We start from the raw sequence: 20,173 nt of genomic DNA on the forward strand, positions 1-20,173 counted from the left end.
TGACTTCAACTTCTATGCTGCCCGTAAACGAGTGTTTCATCAATCAGAGGGTAGGCAATGTTGTCGGTGGATGAGTGGGTAAGGTTGGTGTTGGTCGGTGTTGGCGCGACAGCCGTGATGGACGTTTGGTCAATGATCCTGAAGGGGTTGGGTATCGCGACACTCGACTACGCGATGGTGGGCCGATGGGTGGGGCATCTTCGCCAGGGCACGTTCGTCCATGCCAGTATCGGCAAGGCCCCACCGGTACAGGGCGAGCTGGCACTGGGGTGGTTGGTCCATTATGCCGTCGGCATTGGGTTCGCCGCGTTGTTGGTGGGTGTCTACGGCGTGGGGTGGTTGCATGATCCCGTGTGGTTGCCTGCAGTAGTGGTGGGTACGGTGACAGTGGTTATCCCCTATTTCGTGATGCAACCGGCAATGGGGGCTGGCATAGCGGCCTCTCGCACACCCACTCCTTGGAGGAATCGCTTGCGCAGCTTGCTAACCCATATGGTGTTTGGAGGCGGCCTCTATCTTTCGGGCGCTGTGCTCAAGCAAGTGTGGGCATAAACGCCGTTTGTAGGAAAAGGGGTTGTAGCGGTTGGCGTCCTACGTGGATGCTGGGTGTTTACCGAACCAGGAGTGTCATGCATGTTGCTTCAAGGAAGAGGGGACTTGGTCATACGTCGTGCCAGTGTGGCGGACGCCCCAGCGGTTCTGCGGGTGTTCGACGAAGTGATTGCCTGGTTTGTTGCCATGGGCAATGACGGCCAATGGGGCACTGAGCCCTGGTCGGCATCGCCCCAGCGGGTTGCGCGAGTTTCCGAAGCCTGCGCGATGCCCGGGGCATGGGTGGTCGAAGAACCGGGCGGCCGTGTTCGGGCCGCTCTGGTGTTGGGTGAGTCCATGTCATATGTACCTGCGGCGACGGAGCCGGAGGTGTATGTGCGCTTGTTGATCGCCGCGCGCGATGAGGGTGTGCGTGGCGTTGGCCGGCGGCTGATGGCCTTCGCCGATGACCGCGCCCGCGCCATGGGCGTAAACCGCTTGCGTGTGGACTGCTACGGCGGTGGGAGCGGCGCGTTGGTGCGGTTTTATGAGTCCTGTGGTTATGAGCGCATCTCCACGTTTGAAGTGGATGGATGGCCGGGTCAGTTGCTGGGGCGCAGCCTGTGATACGCCGCCAAGGCCAGTAGCATCAGGAGGACGACCGCCCACGGAAAGGTGGTGACGCCCCAGCCCTGGAGCAACATACCACCCGCCAAGCCACCGCCGGCGATCCCCAGGTTCCATACGGTCACCAGCATCGATTGGGCCGCGTCTGCCGACTCCCCTGCGGATTTGGCCAGCGCGGTTTGCAGCAATGCCGGCAGGCCGCCGAACGCAAACCCCCACAAGGCCACCGCGATGTAGATGACCAGGGGCACGTTGATCCAGAACGCCAGCGCCAGGGCGATCAGGCCGAACAGTGTGCAACTGATCAAAAGCAATGTGTTCAACCACCGATCGATCAGTGCACCCGTCAGCCAGATGCTTAACAGCGCTGCTACACCGAACACCAACAGTACCCGGTCGATGTCGGCAACAATACCGGCGGGCGCCAGTAGCGGCGCGATGTAGGTGTAGAGAATGTTGTGGGCCAGGACATAGGTAAAGGTCACCCACAGTACCGGGCGAATTCCGGGCAGGGTCAACACCTGGGCCAGGCCCAGGCGCTTCTGCGCGGTTTGCCCGGCAAAGTCCGGGAGCTGCCAGCGCGCCCAGATCAACAGCAACAGCGTCAAACCCGTCATGATCGCGAAACTCAGGCGCCAGCCCACGACGGTTCCGAGCCAAGTACCAGCCGGTACACCGAGGGATAGCGCCAGCGGGGCACCCAGCATGGCGACGGCAATTGCCCGTCCTTGCAGGTGCGGCGCGACCATCCGGCTTGCATAGCCCGCCAGCAGTGCCCAGAGCAGCCCGGCGAATACGCCTGCGAAGAAGCGCGCTACCAGGGTCAGCCCATAGTGGCTGGAAAGGGCAGTGACACTGTTGACCAATGCAAAGCCGCCGATGGCGATCAACAGCAACGGTCGCCTGCGCCAACCCCGAGTCAACAGTGTCAGGGGAATGGCTGCGAGCAGTGATCCCAAGGCGTACAGGGTGACCAATTGGCCGACCAGCGCGGGCGACACACCCAGGCCTTCGCCCATCTGCGGCAGGAGCCCGGCAGGCATGGCCTCGGTGAGGATGGTGATGAAGCCGGCGCTTGCCAGTGCCAGCAAACCTCCCAGCGGCAGTGCGTCACGTTGGGTGGCGGCTGGGCAATCGGTCAGTGATGTCATGATGCTCTATCCATGCAAGAGGGCAGGAAAGTAGCGTAGGGGGCTGCCGCCCGCGGAAAAACAGGCTAAGGTTCCGAACTTATCGGACGTTACTGTCCGTAATGCGGGGGCACATCATGGACAGTCTGGGCAACCTCTCGGTATTCGTGCAGGTAGCGGAGACCCGTAGCTTCACTGAAGCCGGGCGCGTGTTGGGGGTTTCGTCTTCGGCCATTGGTAAAAGCATTGCCCGGATGGAAGCGCGGCTGGGCGTGCGGCTGTTTCACCGCAGCACCCGCAGCATCACCCTGACCAGTGAAGGCGCACTGTTCCTTGAGCGTACCCGGCGCATTTTGGCCGAGGTCGAGGCGGCGGAACGAGAGCTGACCGAAGCCAGTGCAACGCCTCGGGGCAAGCTGCGCATCAGCGTTCCGCAAGTACGTGGTTTATTGATGCCGGTACTCAGCAACTTTATGCGCGCCTACCCTGAGATCGAGCTGGATGTGGACTTTTCCGACCGCATGGTGGATGTGATCGAAGAGGGCTTCGATGCGGTGATTCGCACCGGCAAGCCGGAAGACTCCCGGCTGATGGCTCGCCATCTGGGGCATTACCAATTGGTGCTGGTGGGCACGCCGGCTTACTTCCACGAGCACGGTACTCCGCAACATCCCTTGCACTTGAACGATCATGCCTGTCTGCGCCACAAGTTTTGCGCGACGGGCAAACTGGAGCCTTGGCCGCTGCGCCTCGACCCCGGTGGCGTGGAGCCAATCCTGCGCACCCCGCTGGTCAGCACCACCATCGAGTCCCTTAACCATGTGGTGCATGAAGGGTTGGGCATCGCCTGCCTGCCGGATTACATGGTCAACCAAGCCGTGGCACAGGGGCGCCTGCAACGGGTATTGGATGAGTACCTGGAACACCGTGGTAGTTTCTGGATGCTATGGCCCTCTAGTCGCCATGCATCGGTCAAGTTGCGCGTGTTTATTGATCATATGTGTGCAGGGCTTTTTCCGGCAGGCACCATCGCTTGAACCTGTGACGTTTTACCGACAGGAATACGCGCGCCAAGGCGTCGTTCTGTTGCACAATACCGCCCTGACTGTTTTCCTCAGGATTTTCGATGTCGACATCATTTCACGTGCGCAGCCTCGGGTTGGCGCTAGTGTTGGCGGGCGCCGCGGGCTGCTCGTCGCCCAAAACCGCTATTTATGAACATGAAAACTTCGACGATTCCGGTACGTTTTCCCGTGATTATCCGGTCAGCGCTACCGCGTCCTGCGAAGCTGCGCGTCGTGCATTGCTGAGCCAGGGCTACATCATCACCAGCAGCGATCCGAAACTGGTGGTGGGCAACAAGAGCTTCCAGCAAACCGGCGAAACCCACATGCAGATCAGTTTCAATGTGGTGTGCGCCAATGATGGCAAGGGCAACAATCACTCGACGATGTTTGCCAACGCCCTGCAGGACCGATATGCGCTGAAGAAGGTCAACAACTCCGCGAGCCTGGGGGTGGGTGTCCTGGGTTCTGTGTCGATGCCTATCGGCTCCACCGATGACTCGATGGTGAAGGTGGCGAGCGAGACCGTTTCGGCGCCGAAGTTCTACGAGCGTTACTTCGCACTGGTGGACGTGTTCCTGCCCCAGGAAGTGAAAGAGGCCGAGCATATTCCCGAGAAGCCCAAGACTGACCTGGGTGTGCCGGAGCCAAAGGCCGCACCGGCCGCCGTACCCGTAGAGAAGGTCGAGGCACCTAAAGTAGAGACACCGGCCCCCGTGGTGTCGGAACCGGTCGCACCACCGCCTCAGCCGGCGCCGATTGCCCCGCAGCCAGAGCCGGTTACAGCCCCTGCGGCAACGAACCCGTCGTTGCCCGCCCCGACAGAAGCCATTCCCCCTCTGCCGACTCCGGCGAAGTAAGTCCCGGCACCTGCGGGATAAATTCCCGCAGCCCTGCTACGTTTAATGTGCAAGTGCAGGAACGTCATGACGTCGACATTTTTTCGTCATCACGGCACTTTAGGCTGGTTGTGCAGGTCATTTACCTGCACCCACATTGAACCTGGCAAGGAGTGACCCATGGACGATTATCAAGAAGAACTGCTGGAGTACCACGCGTTTGAACTGGACCCGCTGGATCCGGTCGATGACGCCACCGAGCTGTAATACCGACTTCAGGCGGAATGCCGCTGACTGCGGCGAAATTCCCCTGGGGTCTGGTCGTTCCACCGTCTGAACGCCCGTTGAAACGCCTGGGCTGAGGCAAAACCGAGCAAGTAGGCGATCTCGCCGAACGCCAGCTCCGTATCGCGAATGTAGGTCATGGCCAGGTCGCGGCGGGTATCGTTGAGAATTGCGCGAAACTGAGTACCTTCTTCGGCCAGTTTGCGGCGCAGTGTCCAGGTCGGCAGCTTCAAGCGAGCCGCCACTTCTTCCAGGTCGGGTTCCCGGCCACCATTGAGCATCGGCCCGAGCAAACGGGTAATGCGCTCGCGCAAGCTGCGGGTGCGGGTCAACTGCTCCAACTCTCTTTCACACAGCTGCAACAACAGGTGCCAGGTGCTTGGGCAGTGCTGTGGGTTGCGCAGGGCCAAGGTTGGCTGGTTCAGGCGCAGTTGGTTGGCGTCGGCGCCGAAATGAACATCTCCGAGCGCGTTGTAGTGCTCGCTGTACTCCGGCGCTTCGAACTCGATGTCGATGCGCTGTGCACACACTGGTTGCTGGGCCACGCTGGACAACTGGTGCAGCCAGCCGGCGATGATCGAGTCCACCACAAAACGGTTATAGGTGTTGTAGGGGCTGATGGAATAGAACCGCAGCCAGGCCCCGTCGGCATCCTCATGAAAGCTCGACTGCCCGCGATAGTTGGAACCGTACAAGGCTTCGAAGCGTGTCAACGTACGTGCGGCCTCACGCACATTGGGCGCCTGGGCCGCCGTGACACCCGCCAGCCCGGCCTGGCTCAAGCGGCTGAGCCCGCCCATGCGCAGGCCCAGGCTTGGGTCGCCGGTCAGTTGGATGGCCGCATGGCCCAGGCGCATATAGCGCGGAATCGACAGGCGTGCACTAGCCTCGGCGAGGCGCGCCGGGTCCAGGCCGTATTGCAATAGCAGCGGTTGCGGGTCCAGGCCGTGGCTGTGGATAGCATCGGCCAGGGTGTGTACGAAGCCCACTGACAGATCCCCAAGGCGTACCGGCTTCAAGGTATTACAACCAGATATTCAACAGGCGCGCACCACGGGCGTCGCTGTCGGTGGTGATCTGCCCGCGGCTGCTCAGAAAGCTGTGCCCACCGGTGCCCAGGTCCCAGAACTGTCCACGCAGGAACACGCTCATGCCCGCCGTGGCTTGGCTGATGGGCTGCTGGCTGATCAGGGTGAGGCGGCGCCAGGCTTCACCTTCGCTGAGTTCTTCGGGCTTGAGGCTGATTTCGGATGGCGTGGACACGCTTTTGAAGCCACGCCATGGCCGATCCCAGGTGTCGCGGCCGATCACAAATGCAGGCACAGCGACCAGTTGCGCGCCGTGTTCGTTGAGCTTGCGGTAGTTGTCCGGGTACCAGCTGTCGCTGCCGATCAGGATGCCCAGGCGCCCGGCTGGCGTGTCGACCACGCTGATCTGATTTTCATCGCCCGGCTGGATAAAGCCACGCTCGTCATAGATGGGAAAAAGCTGACGCTGGGGTTGACCCATGGGCGCACCATCGGCACCGAATACCAGGCTGGCGTTGTACAGCGCGCCATGACCGACTTGCAGTTGGCCCTGGTTCACCACCGGATTGGGCAGGGCGATGGAGCCGGCCACCAGGGTGACGCCGAACTCTTTGGCGAGGCCGCCGAACAGTACCTGATAGTCGCGGGCCATCGCCGGGGCTTTCATGCGCAGGTAGGCATCGTCCATCCGATTGTCGCCGGTGGCGCTGAGCCAGGCACGGGCGAACAGGAATGGGTTGCTGGCCGACAGCCAGTTCATCGCGTCCTTGAGGTGGATGGCCTGGTACAGCTCGTTTTTTTCGCCGCCCAGCATCAGCCAGGTGCCGATATGTTCCGGCAGTACCACGACAGTCTTGTTGCTGATCAGACCCTGGTCCCGGGCCTTTTGCAGGTAGGCCGCGAGTTTCAGGTGCAGACGTTCGAGGCTCTGGTAGTCGGCGGGGAACAGCTCTGGCTGGATGCCTAGTAGATTACCGCGATCGGCCGGCACACCTTCGTTGACAGCCAGGGTGATGCGCAGGTCTGACAGGTAATGCGCCACAGGGCGCTCCTGGGTCCAGACCAGATACGCGGCGACGGCGGCAACCAGGGCCATGGTGACGGTGAAGGCTAGAAGTTTACGCATGGGGCAACAGACAACAGACCGGGTGCAGGGTTCGCCGACTAGGGTAGGGCCCATGGCGCGGCTTGCCAAGAGGCGCTGTGCATTTGGATCAATAACTTGTCAGTTTCAGTCATTGAGCCGTCACCCATGGCCTCTTAGTCTGTGGGACATAAACCGATGACGCGCCGTTCGAGCGCGCCACGTCCCGTGATGATCCGTTGTGGAGCTTGACCATGACCGCTGCTGCCTACCCGCACCTGCTGGCCCCGTTGGACCTGGGTTTTACCACCTTGCGCAACCGTACCCTGATGGGGTCGATGCACACCGGGCTGGAAGAAAAGCCCGGCGGTTTCGAACGAATGGCTGCTTATTTTGCCGAACGTGCCCGTGGCGGCGTGGGCTTGATGGTCACCGGTGGCATTGGGCCGAACGATGAAGGCGGCGTGTATGCCGGCGCAGCCAAGCTCACCACCGAAGAAGAAGCGCAGAAACACAAGATAGTGACCCAGGCCGTGCACGAAGCGGGCGGCAAGATCTGCATGCAGATCCTCCACGCCGGCCGTTATGCCTACAGCCCCAAGCAGGTGGCGCCGAGTGCGATTCAAGCGCCGATCAACCCGTTCAAGCCAAAAGAGCTGGACGAAGAGGGCATCGAGAAACAGATCCAGGATTTCGTCACCTGCTCGTTGCTGGCCCAGGTCGCCGAATACGACGGCGTGGAAATCATGGGTTCCGAAGGCTACTTCATCAACCAGTTCCTCGCTGCGCACACTAACCACCGTACCGACCGTTGGGGCGGCAGCTACGAAAACCGCATGCGCCTGGCGGTGGAAATCGTGCGCCGTGTGCGTGAAGCCGTTGGCCCGAACTTCATCATCATCTTCCGCCTGTCGATGCTCGACCTGGTGGAGGGCGGCAGTACCTGGGAAGAGATCGTGCAGTTGGCCAAAGCCATCGAACAGGCCGGTGCAACCATCATCAACACCGGTATCGGTTGGCACGAAGCGCGTATCCCGACCATCGCCACCAAAGTACCGCGTGGCGCTTTCAGCAAAGTCACCGCCAAGCTGCGCGGTGCGGTGCAGATTCCACTGATCACCACCAACCGCATCAATACCCCGGAAATCGCCGAGAAGATCCTTGCTGAAGGCGATGCCGACATGGTCTCGATGGCGCGACCGTTTCTCGCCGACCCGGAGTTCGTCAATAAGGCAGCGGCCGGGCGGGCCGATGAAATCAACACGTGCATCGGCTGCAACCAGGCCTGCCTGGACCACACCTTCGGCGGCAAGCTCACCACTTGTCTGGTCAACCCACGAGCGTGCTATGAGACCGAGCTTAATTACCTGCCGGTCAAGCAGATCAAGAAAATTGCGGTAGTCGGCGCCGGCCCGGCCGGTCTGGCGGCGGCCACGGTGGCTGCCGAGCGCGGCCATCAAGTGACGCTGTTCGATTCGGCCAGTGAAATCGGTGGCCAGTTCAACATCGCCAAGCGTGTGCCCGGCAAGGAAGAGTTCTTCGAAACCCTGCGTTACTTCAAGCGCAAATTGCAGACCACTCACGTCGAGTTGTGCCTGAACACCCGCATGGATGTGGCGCAACTGGCGGCGGGCGGCTATGACGAAATCATCCTGGCCACCGGTATCGCACCGCGTACTCCGGCGATCCCGGGCATCGACAACCCCAAGGTGCTCAGCTACCTGGATGTGATTCTTGAGCGCAAACCCGTGGGCAAACGCGTGGCGGTGATCGGTGCCGGCGGTATCGGTTTCGACGTCTCGGAGTTTCTCGTGCATCAAGGTGTGTCCACTAGCCTGGACCGTGAAGCGTTCTGGAAAGAGTGGGGCATCGACACCCAGCTACAAGCCCGTGGCGGCGTTGCAGGCATCAAGCCGCAACCCCACGCACCGGCGCGTGAAGTGTTCCTGCTGCAGCGCAAGACCTCCAAGGTCGGCGATGGCTTGGGCAAGACCACCGGCTGGATTCACCGCACCGGTCTGAAGAACAAGCAGGTGCAGATGCTCAACAGCGTCGAATACTTGAAGGTCGACGACGAAGGCCTGCATATCCGCATCGGTGCCGAGGGCGAACCTCAGGTGCTGGCGGTGGACAACATCATCATCTGCGCCGGCCAGGACCCACTGCGCGAACTGCACGATGGCCTGGTCGCCGCGGGCCAGAACGTGCACCTGATCGGCGGTGCCGATGTGGCGGCCGAGCTGGATGCCAAGCGCGCCATCAACCAGGGCTCACGCCTCGCCGCCGAGCTGTAAGCCCAGAAGCGGGGCGGTGTTAGACTACCGCCCCGTTTTTCATGCAGATCCCTCCCGATGGGTCCCTTCGATTGGCTGCCCCATGTCCCCCTTGAACCGCTGCCGCTGGATTGGCTGAACGGCGTCGAGTTGGCCGTGTTACGCCTGGATCGCATCGACCCGCTGATCAGCGGCAACAAGTGGTTCAAACTCCTCGGTCATTTGGCCCAGGCGCAAAACGCCCGTGGCATCATCAGCCTGGGCGGCGCTTATTCCAATCATTTGCACGCTTTGGCAGCAGCGGGCAAACGCTTTGGTTTCCATACCGTAGGCCTGTTGCGCGGTCATCCTCAAGACACCCCCACGGTGCTCGATCTGAAAGCCTTTGGCATGGAACTGCATTGGTTGGGGTATGGCGGCTATCGTGCGCGGCACGAGCCGGATTTCTGGCTACCTTGGCGCGAGCAATATCCCGATCTCCATCCCGTGCCCGAAGGCGGTGGCGGGCTTGCCGGTGCATCGGGTTGCGGGGTGCTGGTCGATCAGGTGCGCGCGCAGTTGGGCACGTTGGGCTGGGCCGACTACGATGGTTGGTGGCTGGCGGCGGGCACCGGCACCACATTGGCGGGGCTGGTGTTGGCGGAGGCAGGGGCAGGGGCGCACCCGGTGTACGGCGCCATGGCAGTGCCGGATGATCACGGTATCGCGCAGAACGTGCAGGCTATCGTGCAAGGTGGGTATGAGTTGCTGGATGCCAGCCGGGGCGGCTTTGCCAAGGCCGACCCGTTGTTACTCGACTTTATTGAAACCACGGAACACGCTTGCGGCCTGCCGTTGGAGCCGGTCTATACCGGCAAGGCATTGCTGGCGTTGAAGCAGCAGATCGAGACCGGGCGTTTTACGCCCGGCACTCGCCTGGTCTTCGTTCACACCGGTGGCCTGCAAGGCCGTCGAGGCTTTTAAGTTAAGCAGCGGGACGTAGAATACACATGTAGTGAGCGGGCTTGCCCCGCGCTGGGCTGCGAAGCGGCCCCACCCCCATGCACCTCGGCGTTTCTGAAACACCGCAGCGTCCTTGTTGGGGCGGCTTCGCCACCCAGCGCGGGGCAAGCCCGCTCACTGCAAGAGTTTGGCCGCGGTAGATTTTCTTAACTGACTGGCATTAGGGCTTGCCCCCGATAGCGGTGTTTCAGTCGACGAATTTGGTGGCTGGATCAGCGCCATCGCGAGTAAGCCCCTTCCCACCGGGCATCATTCGCAACGCGGTGTTATCGCGTATGACGTAGTGGTGGTAGATCCCTGCCAACGCATGCAGCCCGATCAGCCAGTAACCGACGGTACCGCTCAGTTCATGCCATTCCTTGATCTGCTTGGCCAAGTCTTTGTTTTCGCCGATCAGGGGGGGCAACTCCATCCCGTAGAACATCACGGTATGTCCCTGGGCACTGACAATCAACCAGCCCAGGATCGGCGTGCCGATCATGAACACATACAGCGCGATATGCATCAGGGTCGCCAGCAGTGATTGCCAGGCTGGCGGTGCGGGGACGATTTTCGGCGCAACGCCCAATGCGCGCGCGAACAGACGCAGCCAGACCAGTACAAATACGGTCAGGCCGAACATGAAGTGCATTTCCACGATCAACGCCCGACCGCCACTGCCTTTGGGAAAGATTCCTCGAAGTTCAATGCAGGCGTACACCACCGCCAGCAGCACCACCATCAACCAGTGCAACGCAATCGACATGGTGCTGTAGCGCGTAGCTGAATTTTTCCACGGCATCGCTGGGTTCCTCACTCATCAGGGCATACCTCCGTTCTTTGGCGACGGAGTCCTTGAACTGTATGCCGGTTTTGAGCGGTTTGCCTGGCGCAATGCCGTTGTCTTGACTTCTATCAGTGGCTTTGCGGCATTTCACCGCGGGCCAGGCGCTGGTTGATATCGGTAATGACCGCCGGCAGGTCGGTGATGGTGTCGATCAGGTAATGCGGACGTGAGCCTTTGAACATGGCCTCGATACGTGTGCGTTCGCTGGCCAGGGTCGCCGGGTCCAGGGCGCGGAACTGCTCGTAGGTCAGGCCCAGGGCGTTGCCGGAGCAGGTCAGGGCCACCGTCCACATCCCCGCGCGGCGGCCTTCAAGGATGCCCGGTACGGTGTCGTCGACCTTGACGCACGCGGCCACATCATCGATCCCCAGGGCGATCACGTTGGCCAGGGCCTGTGCCGGCCATGGGCGTCCGTTGGGGACTTCGTCGGTGGCAACCACGTGGTCGGCGATATAGCCGTTGGTGGTGGCCAGGGCGACGACCTTGTCCATGACCTGCTTGGGGTAGCCGGAGCAGGAACCGATCTTGATACCTTGCACCCGCAGTCGCGCAATGGTGTCGAGGGCGCCCGGGATCAACGCCGAGTGTTCGGCGATCTTCTCGATCTGCAGCGGCATGAAGCGCTGGTAGATGGCGGTGACGTCATCGTCGGTCGGCGTGCGGCCGAAGGCCTTGCGGTAACGCTCGGCGACCTGCGGCTGATCGCAGAGGGTACGGATATGGTCCCATTTGCCCATGCCCATCGGACCACGGGCTTCTTCGATGGACACTTGCACATCGAATTCGGCGAAGGCTTCCACAAATATCTGCGTAGGCGCAAAGGAACCGAAGTCGACCACGGTGCCGGCCCAATCGAGGATCACGGCCTGGAGGGTGTTGGGGTTTTGATAGTTCATGCGTGTGATCCAAGAGAAGAAAGGTTGATATTCATAGCGTTCAACACCTCGGCGATGGCGGCGACGGCGGCGTGCATTTCAGCGGCGTCGACATGGCCGATGCAGCCCACACGGAAGGTTTCCACCTGGGTCAATTTGCCGGGATACAAGATGAAACCCTTGGCCTTGACCCGCTCATAAAACTCCTTGAACTGGTAATGCGGGTCTTGCGGGGCGTGGAACGTGACGATGATCGGCGCCTGGATCGCTGCCGGCAGGAAGCTGCGCAAACCCAGTTCAGCCATGCCTTCCAGCAGCGCCCGGCAATTGTTGGCGTAGCGTTGATGGCGTGCGGGCAGGCCACCTTCTTCGGCGTATTGCAACAACGCTTCGTGCAGGGCGGCGACCACGTGGGTCGGTGGGGTGAAGCGCCATTGACCGGTCTTGGCCATATAGCTGTGCTGGTCGAACAGGTCCATCGCCAGGGAATGGCAGTTGCCTTGGGCGGCGGCCAGCGCCTGTTTGTCAGTGAAGACAAAGCCCATGCCCGGTACACCTTCCAGGCACTTGCCGGAGGCGGCGATCAGCGCGTCGAACGGCACTTCATGGGCATCGATCGGCAGGGCACCGAAGGAACTCATGGCGTCGATGATCAGGCGCTTGCCGTGCCGTTTCACCACCTGGGCGATCTCGGGCAGTGGGTTGAGAATGCCGGTGCTGGTTTCGCAGTGGATCAACGCGACGTGGGTGATGGTTCGGTCTGCTTGCAGCAGGCGCTCCACGTCGGCGGCGGTGGTGGGGTCGTTTTCAGCAGTTTCAAAGGTGCTGAACTCGCGGCCGAGCACTTCGCAGATCTTCGCCAGACGCTTGCCGTAGGCACCGTTGATCAACACCAGCACCTTGCCGTTGCGTGGCACCAGCGTGCCAATGGCGGCCTCGACGGCAAAGGTTCCGCTGCCTTGCAAAGGCACGCAATGGTGGCTGGCGGCGCCGTTGATGATCGCCAGCAACTGCTCGCAGACGCTGGCAGTGAGCTGGTTGAAGCGGTCATCCCATGAACCCCAATCCACCAGCATCGCCTGGCGGGTGCGAGCGGACGTGGTCAGGGGGCCGGGTGTGAGCAGAATCGGCGTGGTCATTGCGGCTCCTCGTGAAGCGGTCGAGTCAATCTACGGCGCCTAAATTGCAGTTTGGCTTGTCATCAATCAAATTGTTTGTTGTTATGCGAGCTATCAGTGAGGCCGATAGCTATGAACTTGTTCCAACTGCGTGCATTTGATGCCGTGGCCCGTGAGGGCAGCTTCACCCGGGCGGCGGCACGGCTGTTTATCAGCCAGCCGGCGGTGACCGGGCATATCAAGGCGTTGGAGGAGCACTACCAGATCCCGCTGTTGCGCCGTACGGCACGGCGGGTCGAGCTGACCGAGGAAGGTACGCGGCTGGCCGCCATCACCCGGGCAATCTTCGGCCTGGTGGATGAGGCACAGACGCTGCTGGAGGCCAACCAGCAACTGCTGACCGGGCGTCTGGAGGTGGCTGCGGATGGCCCGCACTTGGTGATGCCGATGATCGCCAGCCTGCGTGCGCGTTACCCGGGCATTACCGTCAACCTACGGCTGGGCAATGCTCAGGAAACGCTGGCGGCGCTGCTCTCCGAGCACGCGGATGTGGCCGTGCTGACCGAGGTGGAGCCGCGCAATGGCTTGCACCTGCAGCCTTTGGGCGAGTCGCGGATCTGCGCGTTGGTGCCGGCGGGCCATGCCTGGGCCTGTGAGTCCGGGGGGATCGGCCTGGAACAGCTCAACGACGTGATCATGGTGCTGCGTGAGCCAGGTTCCATTACCCGTCGTACCTTTGATGACGCCTGCCAGGCGGGCGGCGTACGACCGAAGGTGCTTCTGGAGCTGGACAGTCGCGAGGCGGTGACCGAAGCCGTCGCGGCTGAATTGGGTGTAGGGGTTGTGTCATCGATGGAGGTCAGCCCCGACCCGCGGGTGCGGGCGATTGCCTTGCAAGGCGGTGGGCTGGTCAACCGGCATATGCTCGGCTGCCTGGAACGGCGCCGGTCATTGCGCTTGATCCAGGCGTTTTTCGAGTTGGTGTCTTGACGGTTTTTTGGTGGATTGGAGCGTTTTTGCCCTATAAACTCTGCCCCCAAAGCGCCGGCCAGTAGACGTTTCGGCGCGATGGACAAAAGAGAGTGAGTCATGGGCGCACAGTGGAAAGTCAAACATAAAGAAGCGGCAGCCAATGCCAAGGGCAAGATCTTCGGCAAGCTGGTGAAAGAAATCACCATCGCCGCCCGTAACGGCGCCGACACCTCGACCAACGCCCACCTGCGTCTGGTGGTCGAGCAGGCCAAAAAGGCCTCGATGCCCAAGGAAACCCTGGACCGCGCCATCAAGAAAGGTGCCGGCCTGCTGGGTGAAACCGTGCAGTACCACCGCGTGACCTATGAAGGGTTCGCTCCGCACCAGGTGCCGTTGATCGTTGAGTGTGTGACCGACAACATCAACCGTACTGTGGCGGAGATCCGCGTGGCGTTCCGCAAGGGCCAACTGGGTGCTTCGGGTTCCGTGGCCTGGGACTTCAATCACGTAGGCTTGATCGAGGCTTCGCCGGACACCCCGGACGCCGATCCGGAAATGGCCGCCATTGAAGCTGGTGCCCAGGATTTCGAAGACGGTGAGGAAGAGGGCAGCACGTTGTTCATCACCGAAACCACCGACCTCGACGCGGTGCAGAAAGCTCTGCCGGAGCAGGGTTTCACGGTATTGTCGGCCAAGCTGGGCTACATCTCGAAAAACCCGGTCAGCGGTTTGACCGATGAGCAGATGGCCGAAGTCGAAGCCTTCCTGGAAGGCCTGGACAACCATGACGACGTGCAAGACATGTTCGTCGGCCTGGCTGGCTGATTTCCTGCTGAAGAGACACAGTCCAAATGTGGGAGGGGGCTTGCCCCCGATGGCGGTGATTCAGTCAATTCATGTATCGACTGATACACCGCCTTCGCGGGCAAGCCCGCTCCCACACTGGTTTAGTGGTGTGGGTCAGATTGCAGTATGGCTTCAATTTCTTCGAAACCAGGCCGTGCCAGCACCTCCGTTTGGCAGCATCTTTCCCTGAGCTCAAGCAGCTCCTCACTCACACCCGCTTCAACCCGCTCCAACAACTCCCCCAGCAACACCCCGAACGCCCGCACTTCAATCCGTTGCAACGCCCTGGTTTCCAGCGTGTCCGCCGTGGCATGGAACGACGCTGCGCCAAAATCCCCCAGCAAGCAGTCGCCCGCTGTATTCCACAAGATATTGTGAGCGTACAAGTCGCCATGGGTGATGCCGTGCCGGTGCAGGTGCGCGGCGACCGACGCAACGCCCCGGATCATGCGCAGCGCCACATCCAGGCTGAAACGGGTGTCGGCTGGGTAGATATCGCGAGTGCAGGAGTCCCAGCTGGGCAGGGCTGCCAGGTTGCGGTAACTCGGATCGATCAGGTCCATCACCAACGCGGCCTGGTCATCGGGATGGCCGACGACGCGACCTTCTACTTTGATCAGGTTCGGGTGCAGCCCGGCGGCGATGCAGGCTTGCATTTCGTGCAAGGGAGAGCCGTCGCTGGTGATGGTGCCTTTGTACAACTTGACCGCGACGGGCTTGGCAAGCGGCTTCCACACAGCCTTGCGGATGATCCCCGACGCGCCTTCCCCGAGCACCTCGGCCAGTTCCAGTTCCGCCCAGGGAATATTCGGCGTGGTGTCGTCGTCGGTCACCTCCACCGCCATTTCCACCGGGTTGCCGGCATAGGCCAGCCAGGTCAGGCTGGGCAGGTTCAGCAGCCATTCGGGCAAGTGGGTGAAACGGTTGGAGGCGATGCGGATCAGCTCCAGGTTGTGGCAGTGGGTCAGGCTTTGCGGCAAGTGCTCCAATTGATTGCCCGCCAGCATCAGCTTCTGCAGGAGCGGCCGTTCACCCAGTTCACTGGGCAATTGGCGGATGCAGTTATCCGTGAGAATCAGCCAGCGCAGGAGCGGTGGCAGGGCGGCGGCGGGCACGTGACGGATCTGGTTGGCCTTGAAGCCGATCATGCTCAGTTTGGCGCACTGGCCCAGGCATTCCGGTAATTGGGTAAAGGCGTTGTCCGAGCAGAACAGTATGCGCAAATGGGTCAGGCGGTGAAGGTCCTCGGGCAGGCTGCTGAGCGCGTTGCCGGTAAGGTTGAGGATCTCCAGAGTGTCGGCCAGTTCAAAAATTTCAGGTGGAAATTCAGTCAGCCCGCAGGACAGGTCCAGGCGTTTGGCGCCGGCCAATTGGCCAGCCTTGAGTTGGGCGAGGGTATTCATGAACGGCGCGATCACTCGGCAAGGTAGGCGTAAATGGCGCTCATGATACCGGGTCGGGCGCAGGTTGCGGGCAGACTGTTTGCAATTGGCTCAGCCGGCTGGCGGTACGGGCCAAGTCAATGGCCTGGCCTTCCAGGGCGTGCGCCAGGGGCTGGTGGCCGATCAGGGTCAGGCGTTTGTCGCGGTCGTAGAGCACGTCCACCAGGTTGATGAAGCGCTGTTGCACAGCAATCGGGCACTCGGCCAGTTGGGGCAGGCCGTCGATGATCCAGTGATCGTAGTCCTGGCACAGCAGCAGGTAATCCATCACTGCGGTGAGTTGCTCGCACAGGTCGTTGAAGGTGAAGGCGATGGTGCGCGCTTGTCGATGGCGAAACGTTAACTGCCGGGTGCCCACACTCAAGAGGTGTGGTGCGCAATCCGCGACGGGCAGTCCGAGGTCTGCGCGTTGCTGCGCGGTACCGGGCCAAATGTAGTGTCCTTCGGTAAAACGTTGTTCGGCATGGGCCTGGGGCAGGCTGCGAAAATCCTGCGGCGAGCTGACTTCCAGCACGTCCATGCGCGCAGCGATCAGGTCGATCACTGGCTTGAAGCGTTCGTGGTACAGCGGGTTGGGCAGCAAGCCTTCGGGTGGGTAATTGGACGTCACCAGCACCCACACGCCGCGTTGGAAAAGCGCCTTGAACAGGCGGCTGATCAGCATCGCATCGCCGATATCGTGGACATGGAACTCGTCGAAGCACAGCACACGACAGCCTGCGAGCAACTCATCCAGGGTGACAGCCAAGGCATCGGTCTGTCCGCGCTGCTGGAACATGCCCCGGTGCAGACGGGCGAAAAAATCGTGGAAGTGCACACGCTGCTTCTCGGCCATCGGCAGCGCCTGGAAAAATCCATCGAGCAGCCAGCTTTTGCCGCGTCCCACCGGGCCGTGCAGGTACAGGCTGCGTGTGGGGCGCCCGGCGAGCAGATGCCGGGTCTCGCGGTCCAGGGCGGCAACCGCCTGGGTTTGGCCAGCACTGAGGGTATAGCCCTGTTGTGCGGCTTTATTTTGAAAAAACGCAGGGATAGGCGAGGTATCCGGGGCGTCGGTTTTTTTACCCAGCAGGCGCCGGATCAGGGAAGGCACGGCCAATGCGAGTCGCTCTGTGTTTCAGTGATCGCTTACTTTAGGGGGGCAGCCGCGTTTTGACCAATAGAGAAGGCGGCGGGCAGTGATCTCGAAAAGGCATGACTCGGAGGTAATGCGGCCCAGACTGGCAGATTCTCTTTAAATGACTAACCTCATACAAGGTTGTCACCCCTGTACAAGGAATTGGGGCCGTGAAGGGACAAGCAGTATTGGCAGTCGTGGGCGCGATGCTTGGCAGTACGGTTTACGGTGCACAGCTCCAAGTGGAGGTGCGCATCGAGGTGCAGCGAGGCTGCCAATTGGTGGGCACCACCCGCAGCGCCGGTATCGAACAGCTGGGTGTGCTGGATTTTGGCCGTGGTGCGCGTCTGGACGACCCGGCCGGCCCTTTGAGTGCGGCCCTGATCAGCCAGCGCCAGCCGCGCCTGGAGTGCAACCCTGATACACCCTACCAAGTGCGCGTGGATGGTGGCTTGCACGGTGGTGTCGGTGAAGTGCGCTACCTCACCACCTCGGCACCCTCGACCGAATCCATTCCTTATCGCTTGTACGCCGACGCCGCGCGGCGTATCCCCTTGACCGTGAATGAGCCGCTGAGTGGGCGCGTGCCGGACTCCGGCAGCGTCGACTTGCCGCTGTATGGCCGTATCGAACCGCTCAAGGCCATTCCCGCCGTCGGTCGCTATTCCGATCTGCTCAAGGTCACTGTCACATGGTAAGCCGGAGCTGGGCCCTTGTGGCCATGTGCGGCTTGTTGCTGCTGGCGGATGACGCCCAGGCGGCTGTTAGTGGGCAGATTCATGCGCGCCTGGTGATCACCGCCAGTTGCGAAGTGAGTAAAGGCGTGGCGAGTGCCCCGGTCAGCCCCACTGGTGGCACCGCATTGCTCGATTTCGGCAGCCAGGGCCCGACCTGGAGCCACCCTTTGGACGCGGCCGTGACCGACGACGCCAAGGCACCGTTGTCGGTGTCCTGCAACCCGTCGGTGGTCAGCAGTTTTACTGTCACCATCGACGGTGGTGCCCATGGCGATGGCACCACGCGGCGTCTGAGCAACGGCCGCCAGACTATTCCGTATCGGCTGTCGGCTGACCCGCTGGGGCAAAGTGCCTACAGCATCGGCCAGCAACGCAATTTCGCCGTGACCAAGGGCGCACAAGTACCGATCCCGGTATTCGGCGCGGTGGTGGCGAATACCAGGGCCTTACCGGCCGGCATCTACACAGACACCCTGACGGTGACTCTGGATTGGTAAACATGAGGATGAACATCATGCACGCACTTGTATCCAAAGCGGTTTTTCCATTAATGGCGCTGGTGTGGGTGTCGGGTGCGCAAGCGGCCACCGTGGCCGGTACGGTCACCGCGACGCTGGTGTTGACCAGCAGTTGCCAAGTCAACGGCGCGGCGGCGACCGGCGGGATGAGTTTCGGTACGTTGAACTTCGGTACGGCCAATAGCCTGTTCACCGAAGCCGACGGTCAAGTGCTGGGCGGCGGCGGTGGGGCGTTGTCGATCCTGTGTTCGGCAGGTACTTCTCCCACATTGACGGTGTCTGCTGGTGCCCACGATGGTCAGTCCACCGGTGGTGGGCGTGCGCTGTACGACGGCGTGGCGAACTACGTGCCTTACGACCTCTATACCGACAGCGGTCACTCGAATCTGCTGGCTATCGGTGGGGTGATCAACCTGGCTCCCAGTACGGGGGTGGCCCAGGCCGTGAATATCTACGGCAAGGCCAATGGTAAGGCAGGCTTGCCGGCCGGTACGTACACCGACATCGTCAACGTGACCCTGACTTTCTAGGTGTTATGAACCGCGCAGGGTGGGCGGCGTTGGCGGTGTGCATCGGCTGGGGTATGCCGGTGTCGCTGTTGGCGGTGACCAGCCAGTCGTTCCAGGTCAGCGCGACGATCACCCCGGGGTGCCTGGTGGTCGGTGGAGGCTCAAATTACGGCAACTTGGCGTTCGGTACGTATTCAGCCCTGGCGACCAGCACGGCATCCGTCGCGCTCACCAGTGGCGTGACCCTGCAATGTACGCCGGGAGTGGCACTGAGCATGAGTGTCGATGGCGGTTTGCATAACAACAGCGGTCGGCGGATGCAGCTCAATAGCGGCACCGCCCAAGTGGTTTATCAGTTGTTTCGGGACGCGGCCTTCAGCCAGAGCCTGGGGATCAGCCAGAGCGTCAGCGTGACCTACAGCAATGCCAACAACATTACCTTGCCGATTTATGGGCGAGTGCAGTTACCGGGTAATCAGCCTGGGGGGACGTACAGCGACACGTTGCAGGTGCAGCTGTCGTGGTAAGGCGATCGTCAGAAGGAGTGGGATCTATGTATGCAGCTTCCCGGCGAGGGTGGATCGCGGGTGTTATCAGCTTGATGGCAGTGGGGGTTGGGAATGCGCAGGCGGCCAGTTCGGTGTTGATCTGGCCGATTGATCCGGTGCTGGAGGCCGATCAACAGGCCAGCGCGCTGTGGCTGGAGAACCGTGGCACCGAGACTGCCAACCTGCAGATCCGTGTGTTTGCCTGGACCCAGAGTGGCTTTGACGAGCAGTACCAGAACCAGCGCGACGTCATCGGCAGCCCGCCCGTGGCGAAGATCGAGCCGGGGCAGAAGCAACTGGTGCGCCTGACCCGTACCAAAGAGGTGCCACCAGGCCAGGAGCTGGCCTACCGCATCATCATCGATGAAATTCCCTCGGCCACGCCCATTGCGACGCCTGCCGATGGCAAGACCGCTGCCGCGATCCGCTTCCAGATGCGTTATTCAGTACCGCTGTTCGCCTATGGCCCGGGTTTGTGGAGCAAGGTCGACGGCACCCGTGATCGCGACCCCAAGAGTGCAGGCAAGCCGGACTTGAGTTGGAAAAAGGTCACGGTGGGCGGCCGCAACTACATCGAAATGCGCAACCAGGGCGCCGTGCACGCGCGTTTGACCGACGCCACATTCAAACAGGGCGGCCAGCCACGGCCGCTGGTGGAGGGCTTGATGGGCTACGTGTTGCCGGGTGCGACCATGCGCTGGCCAGTGCCGGACGGGTTGCCTGCCGATCAGCCGCTGCAGGTGCGGATCAATGGTGCGACGCAATTGGAGAGCCTCGCGCCGGGGCGGTAGAAGAATGCGGTAGG

At 61.5% G+C, this 20,173-nt stretch carries 21 protein-coding genes; 13 read left to right on the plus strand and 8 right to left on the minus strand.

All coding sequences use genetic code 11. The annotated features are described in order from the left end of the window. The first annotated feature begins 57 nt into the window (after positions 1 to 57). Positions 58 to 552 carry a DUF2938 domain-containing protein gene (locus AC07V4_RS06295; protein ID WP_492635547.1) on the plus strand — a complete coding sequence of 165 codons (495 nt, stop codon included), beginning with the start codon at positions 58 to 60 and terminating at the stop codon, positions 550 to 552. Between the two features lie 81 nt (positions 553 to 633). Beyond that, positions 634 to 1,158, plus strand: a complete 525-nt coding sequence (locus AC07V4_RS06300; protein WP_495029358.1) for a GNAT family N-acetyltransferase — start codon at positions 634 to 636, stop codon at positions 1,156 to 1,158. Here the strand turns inward: AC07V4_RS06300 and AC07V4_RS06305 are convergent. Further along, positions 1,134 to 2,309 (minus strand): MFS transporter, encoded by a 1,176-nt coding sequence (locus AC07V4_RS06305; RefSeq protein ID WP_492635545.1) that lies wholly within the window; start codon positions 2,307 to 2,309, stop codon positions 1,134 to 1,136. The genes AC07V4_RS06300 and AC07V4_RS06305 overlap by 25 nt on opposite strands. A gap of 116 nt (positions 2,310 to 2,425) precedes the next feature. Between AC07V4_RS06305 and AC07V4_RS06310 the strand changes: the two genes are divergently transcribed. Together AC07V4_RS06310 and AC07V4_RS06315 are read left to right on the plus strand one after the other, a co-directional pair. Next, positions 2,426 to 3,325, plus strand: coding sequence for a LysR family transcriptional regulator (locus tag AC07V4_RS06310; protein ID WP_431749321.1), 900 nt, complete (start codon positions 2,426 to 2,428; stop codon positions 3,323 to 3,325). Positions 3,326 to 3,414: 89 nt separating this feature from the next. Further along, positions 3,415 to 4,212 carry a DUF2242 domain-containing protein gene (locus AC07V4_RS06315; RefSeq protein ID WP_492635544.1) on the plus strand — a complete coding sequence of 266 codons (798 nt, stop codon included), beginning with the start codon at positions 3,415 to 3,417 and terminating at the stop codon, positions 4,210 to 4,212. A gap of 254 nt (positions 4,213 to 4,466) precedes the next feature. On the opposite strand, the gene AC07V4_RS06320 is transcribed toward AC07V4_RS06315, so the two are convergent. Then, positions 4,467 to 5,495, minus strand: coding sequence for an AraC family transcriptional regulator (locus tag AC07V4_RS06320; RefSeq protein WP_492635543.1), 1,029 nt, complete (start codon positions 5,493 to 5,495; stop codon positions 4,467 to 4,469). Positions 5,496 to 5,499: 4 nt separating this feature from the next. Further along, a complete protein-coding gene (locus AC07V4_RS06325) occupies positions 5,500 to 6,630 on the minus strand; it encodes a carbon-nitrogen hydrolase family protein (RefSeq protein ID WP_492635542.1) in 1,131 nt (376 codons plus the stop codon). A 212-nt stretch (positions 6,631 to 6,842) separates the two neighbouring features. Between AC07V4_RS06325 and AC07V4_RS06330 the strand changes: the two genes are divergently transcribed. Both AC07V4_RS06330 and AC07V4_RS06335 read left to right on the plus strand, forming a co-directional pair. Beyond that, complete coding sequence (locus AC07V4_RS06330; protein ID WP_492635541.1) at positions 6,843 to 8,882, plus strand: oxidoreductase; 2,040 nt, start codon at positions 6,843 to 6,845, stop codon at positions 8,880 to 8,882. Positions 8,883 to 8,939: 57 nt separating this feature from the next. Then, positions 8,940 to 9,824 carry a 1-aminocyclopropane-1-carboxylate deaminase/D-cysteine desulfhydrase gene (locus AC07V4_RS06335; protein WP_492635540.1) on the plus strand — a complete coding sequence of 295 codons (885 nt, stop codon included), beginning with the start codon at positions 8,940 to 8,942 and terminating at the stop codon, positions 9,822 to 9,824. Positions 9,825 to 10,050: 226 nt separating this feature from the next. Here the strand turns inward: AC07V4_RS06335 and AC07V4_RS06340 are convergent, their stop codons facing one another. The 3 genes from AC07V4_RS06340 to AC07V4_RS06350 form a co-directional block, all read right to left on the minus strand. Further along, on the minus strand, positions 10,051 to 10,644 hold the full coding sequence (locus AC07V4_RS06340; RefSeq protein ID WP_492635539.1) for a cytochrome b: 594 nt from the start codon (positions 10,642 to 10,644) through the stop codon (positions 10,051 to 10,053). A 113-nt stretch (positions 10,645 to 10,757) separates the two neighbouring features. Beyond that, on the minus strand, positions 10,758 to 11,585 hold the full coding sequence (gene phnX, locus AC07V4_RS06345; protein WP_492635538.1) for a phosphonoacetaldehyde hydrolase: 828 nt from the start codon (positions 11,583 to 11,585) through the stop codon (positions 10,758 to 10,760). Then, the gene (locus AC07V4_RS06350; protein ID WP_492635537.1) at positions 11,582 to 12,703 is read right to left on the minus strand and encodes a 2-aminoethylphosphonate--pyruvate transaminase; all 1,122 of its coding nucleotides are present in this window, start codon (positions 12,701 to 12,703) and stop codon (positions 11,582 to 11,584) included. Before AC07V4_RS06350 ends, phnX begins: the two co-directional genes overlap by 4 nt. Before the next feature lie 111 nt (positions 12,704 to 12,814). Between AC07V4_RS06350 and AC07V4_RS06355 the strand changes: the two genes are divergently transcribed. Both AC07V4_RS06355 and AC07V4_RS06360 read left to right on the plus strand, forming a co-directional pair. Next, positions 12,815 to 13,672 (plus strand): LysR substrate-binding domain-containing protein, encoded by an 858-nt coding sequence (locus tag AC07V4_RS06355; RefSeq protein WP_492635536.1) that lies wholly within the window; start codon positions 12,815 to 12,817, stop codon positions 13,670 to 13,672. Positions 13,673 to 13,771: 99 nt separating this feature from the next. After that, the gene (locus AC07V4_RS06360; protein ID WP_105695705.1) at positions 13,772 to 14,479 is read left to right on the plus strand and encodes a YebC/PmpR family DNA-binding transcriptional regulator; all 708 of its coding nucleotides are present in this window, start codon (positions 13,772 to 13,774) and stop codon (positions 14,477 to 14,479) included. A 122-nt stretch (positions 14,480 to 14,601) separates the two neighbouring features. Here AC07V4_RS06360 and AC07V4_RS06365 read toward each other — a convergent pair whose 3' ends face one another. Both AC07V4_RS06365 and zapE read right to left on the minus strand, forming a co-directional pair. Then, positions 14,602 to 15,903: a protein kinase gene (locus AC07V4_RS06365; RefSeq protein WP_492635535.1), complete on the minus strand. Its 1,302-nt coding sequence runs from the start codon at positions 15,901 to 15,903 to the stop codon at positions 14,602 to 14,604. Between the two features lie 40 nt (positions 15,904 to 15,943). Further along, positions 15,944 to 17,038, minus strand: a complete 1,095-nt coding sequence (gene zapE, locus AC07V4_RS06370; protein ID WP_492635534.1) for a cell division protein ZapE — start codon at positions 17,036 to 17,038, stop codon at positions 15,944 to 15,946. A 188-nt stretch (positions 17,039 to 17,226) separates the two neighbouring features. On the opposite strand from zapE, the gene AC07V4_RS06375 reads away from it, so the two are divergent. The 5 genes from AC07V4_RS06375 to AC07V4_RS06395 are packed head-to-tail and all read left to right on the plus strand — an operon-like array spanning position 17,227 to position 20,159. Continuing rightward, on the plus strand, positions 17,227 to 17,754 hold the full coding sequence (locus AC07V4_RS06375; RefSeq protein ID WP_492635533.1) for a Csu type fimbrial protein: 528 nt from the start codon (positions 17,227 to 17,229) through the stop codon (positions 17,752 to 17,754). Beyond that, positions 17,748 to 18,290, plus strand: coding sequence for a Csu type fimbrial protein (locus AC07V4_RS06380; RefSeq protein ID WP_492635532.1), 543 nt, complete (start codon positions 17,748 to 17,750; stop codon positions 18,288 to 18,290). Before AC07V4_RS06375 ends, AC07V4_RS06380 begins: the two co-directional genes overlap by 7 nt. A 17-nt stretch (positions 18,291 to 18,307) precedes the next feature. After that, the gene (locus AC07V4_RS06385) at positions 18,308 to 18,841 is read left to right on the plus strand and encodes a Csu type fimbrial protein (RefSeq protein WP_431751450.1); all 534 of its coding nucleotides are present in this window, start codon (positions 18,308 to 18,310) and stop codon (positions 18,839 to 18,841) included. Between the two features lie 5 nt (positions 18,842 to 18,846). Beyond that, complete coding sequence (locus tag AC07V4_RS06390) at positions 18,847 to 19,347, plus strand: Csu type fimbrial protein (RefSeq protein ID WP_492635531.1); 501 nt, start codon at positions 18,847 to 18,849, stop codon at positions 19,345 to 19,347. A gap of 26 nt (positions 19,348 to 19,373) precedes the next feature. Further along, entirely contained in the window at positions 19,374 to 20,159 is a 786-nt protein-coding gene (locus AC07V4_RS06395) for a fimbrial biogenesis chaperone (protein ID WP_492635530.1), read from the plus strand. The last annotated feature ends 14 nt before the right edge of the window (positions 20,160 to 20,173 follow it).

Source organism: Pseudomonas sp. GW821-FHT03A09, assembly GCF_059421065.1.

Coding starts and splice junctions, on each gene's coding strand:
- AC07V4_RS06295 (WP_492635547.1), top strand. CDS start 58: ATGTTGTCGGTGGATGAGTGGGTAAGGTTGGTGTTGGTCGGTGTTGGC.
- AC07V4_RS06300 (WP_495029358.1), top strand. CDS start 634: ATGTTGCTTCAAGGAAGAGGGGACTTGGTCATACGTCGTGCCAGTGTG.
- AC07V4_RS06305 (WP_492635545.1), bottom strand. CDS start 2,309: ATGACATCACTGACCGATTGCCCAGCCGCCACCCAACGTGACGCACTG.
- AC07V4_RS06310 (WP_431749321.1), top strand. CDS start 2,426: ATGGACAGTCTGGGCAACCTCTCGGTATTCGTGCAGGTAGCGGAGACC.
- AC07V4_RS06315 (WP_492635544.1), top strand. CDS start 3,415: ATGTCGACATCATTTCACGTGCGCAGCCTCGGGTTGGCGCTAGTGTTG.
- AC07V4_RS06325 (WP_492635542.1), bottom strand. CDS start 6,630: ATGCGTAAACTTCTAGCCTTCACCGTCACCATGGCCCTGGTTGCCGCC.
- AC07V4_RS06330 (WP_492635541.1), top strand. CDS start 6,843: ATGACCGCTGCTGCCTACCCGCACCTGCTGGCCCCGTTGGACCTGGGT.
- AC07V4_RS06335 (WP_492635540.1), top strand. CDS start 8,940: ATGGGTCCCTTCGATTGGCTGCCCCATGTCCCCCTTGAACCGCTGCCG.
- AC07V4_RS06340 (WP_492635539.1), bottom strand. CDS start 10,644: ATGCCGTGGAAAAATTCAGCTACGCGCTACAGCACCATGTCGATTGCG.
- phnX (WP_492635538.1), bottom strand. CDS start 11,585: ATGAACTATCAAAACCCCAACACCCTCCAGGCCGTGATCCTCGATTGG.
- AC07V4_RS06350 (WP_492635537.1), bottom strand. CDS start 12,703: ATGACCACGCCGATTCTGCTCACACCCGGCCCCCTGACCACGTCCGCT.
- AC07V4_RS06355 (WP_492635536.1), top strand. CDS start 12,815: ATGAACTTGTTCCAACTGCGTGCATTTGATGCCGTGGCCCGTGAGGGC.
- AC07V4_RS06360 (WP_105695705.1), top strand. CDS start 13,772: ATGGGCGCACAGTGGAAAGTCAAACATAAAGAAGCGGCAGCCAATGCC.
- AC07V4_RS06365 (WP_492635535.1), bottom strand. CDS start 15,903: ATGAATACCCTCGCCCAACTCAAGGCTGGCCAATTGGCCGGCGCCAAA.
- AC07V4_RS06380 (WP_492635532.1), top strand. CDS start 17,748: ATGGTAAGCCGGAGCTGGGCCCTTGTGGCCATGTGCGGCTTGTTGCTG.
- AC07V4_RS06385 (WP_431751450.1), top strand. CDS start 18,308: ATGCACGCACTTGTATCCAAAGCGGTTTTTCCATTAATGGCGCTGGTG.
- AC07V4_RS06390 (WP_492635531.1), top strand. CDS start 18,847: ATGAACCGCGCAGGGTGGGCGGCGTTGGCGGTGTGCATCGGCTGGGGT.
- AC07V4_RS06395 (WP_492635530.1), top strand. CDS start 19,374: ATGTATGCAGCTTCCCGGCGAGGGTGGATCGCGGGTGTTATCAGCTTG.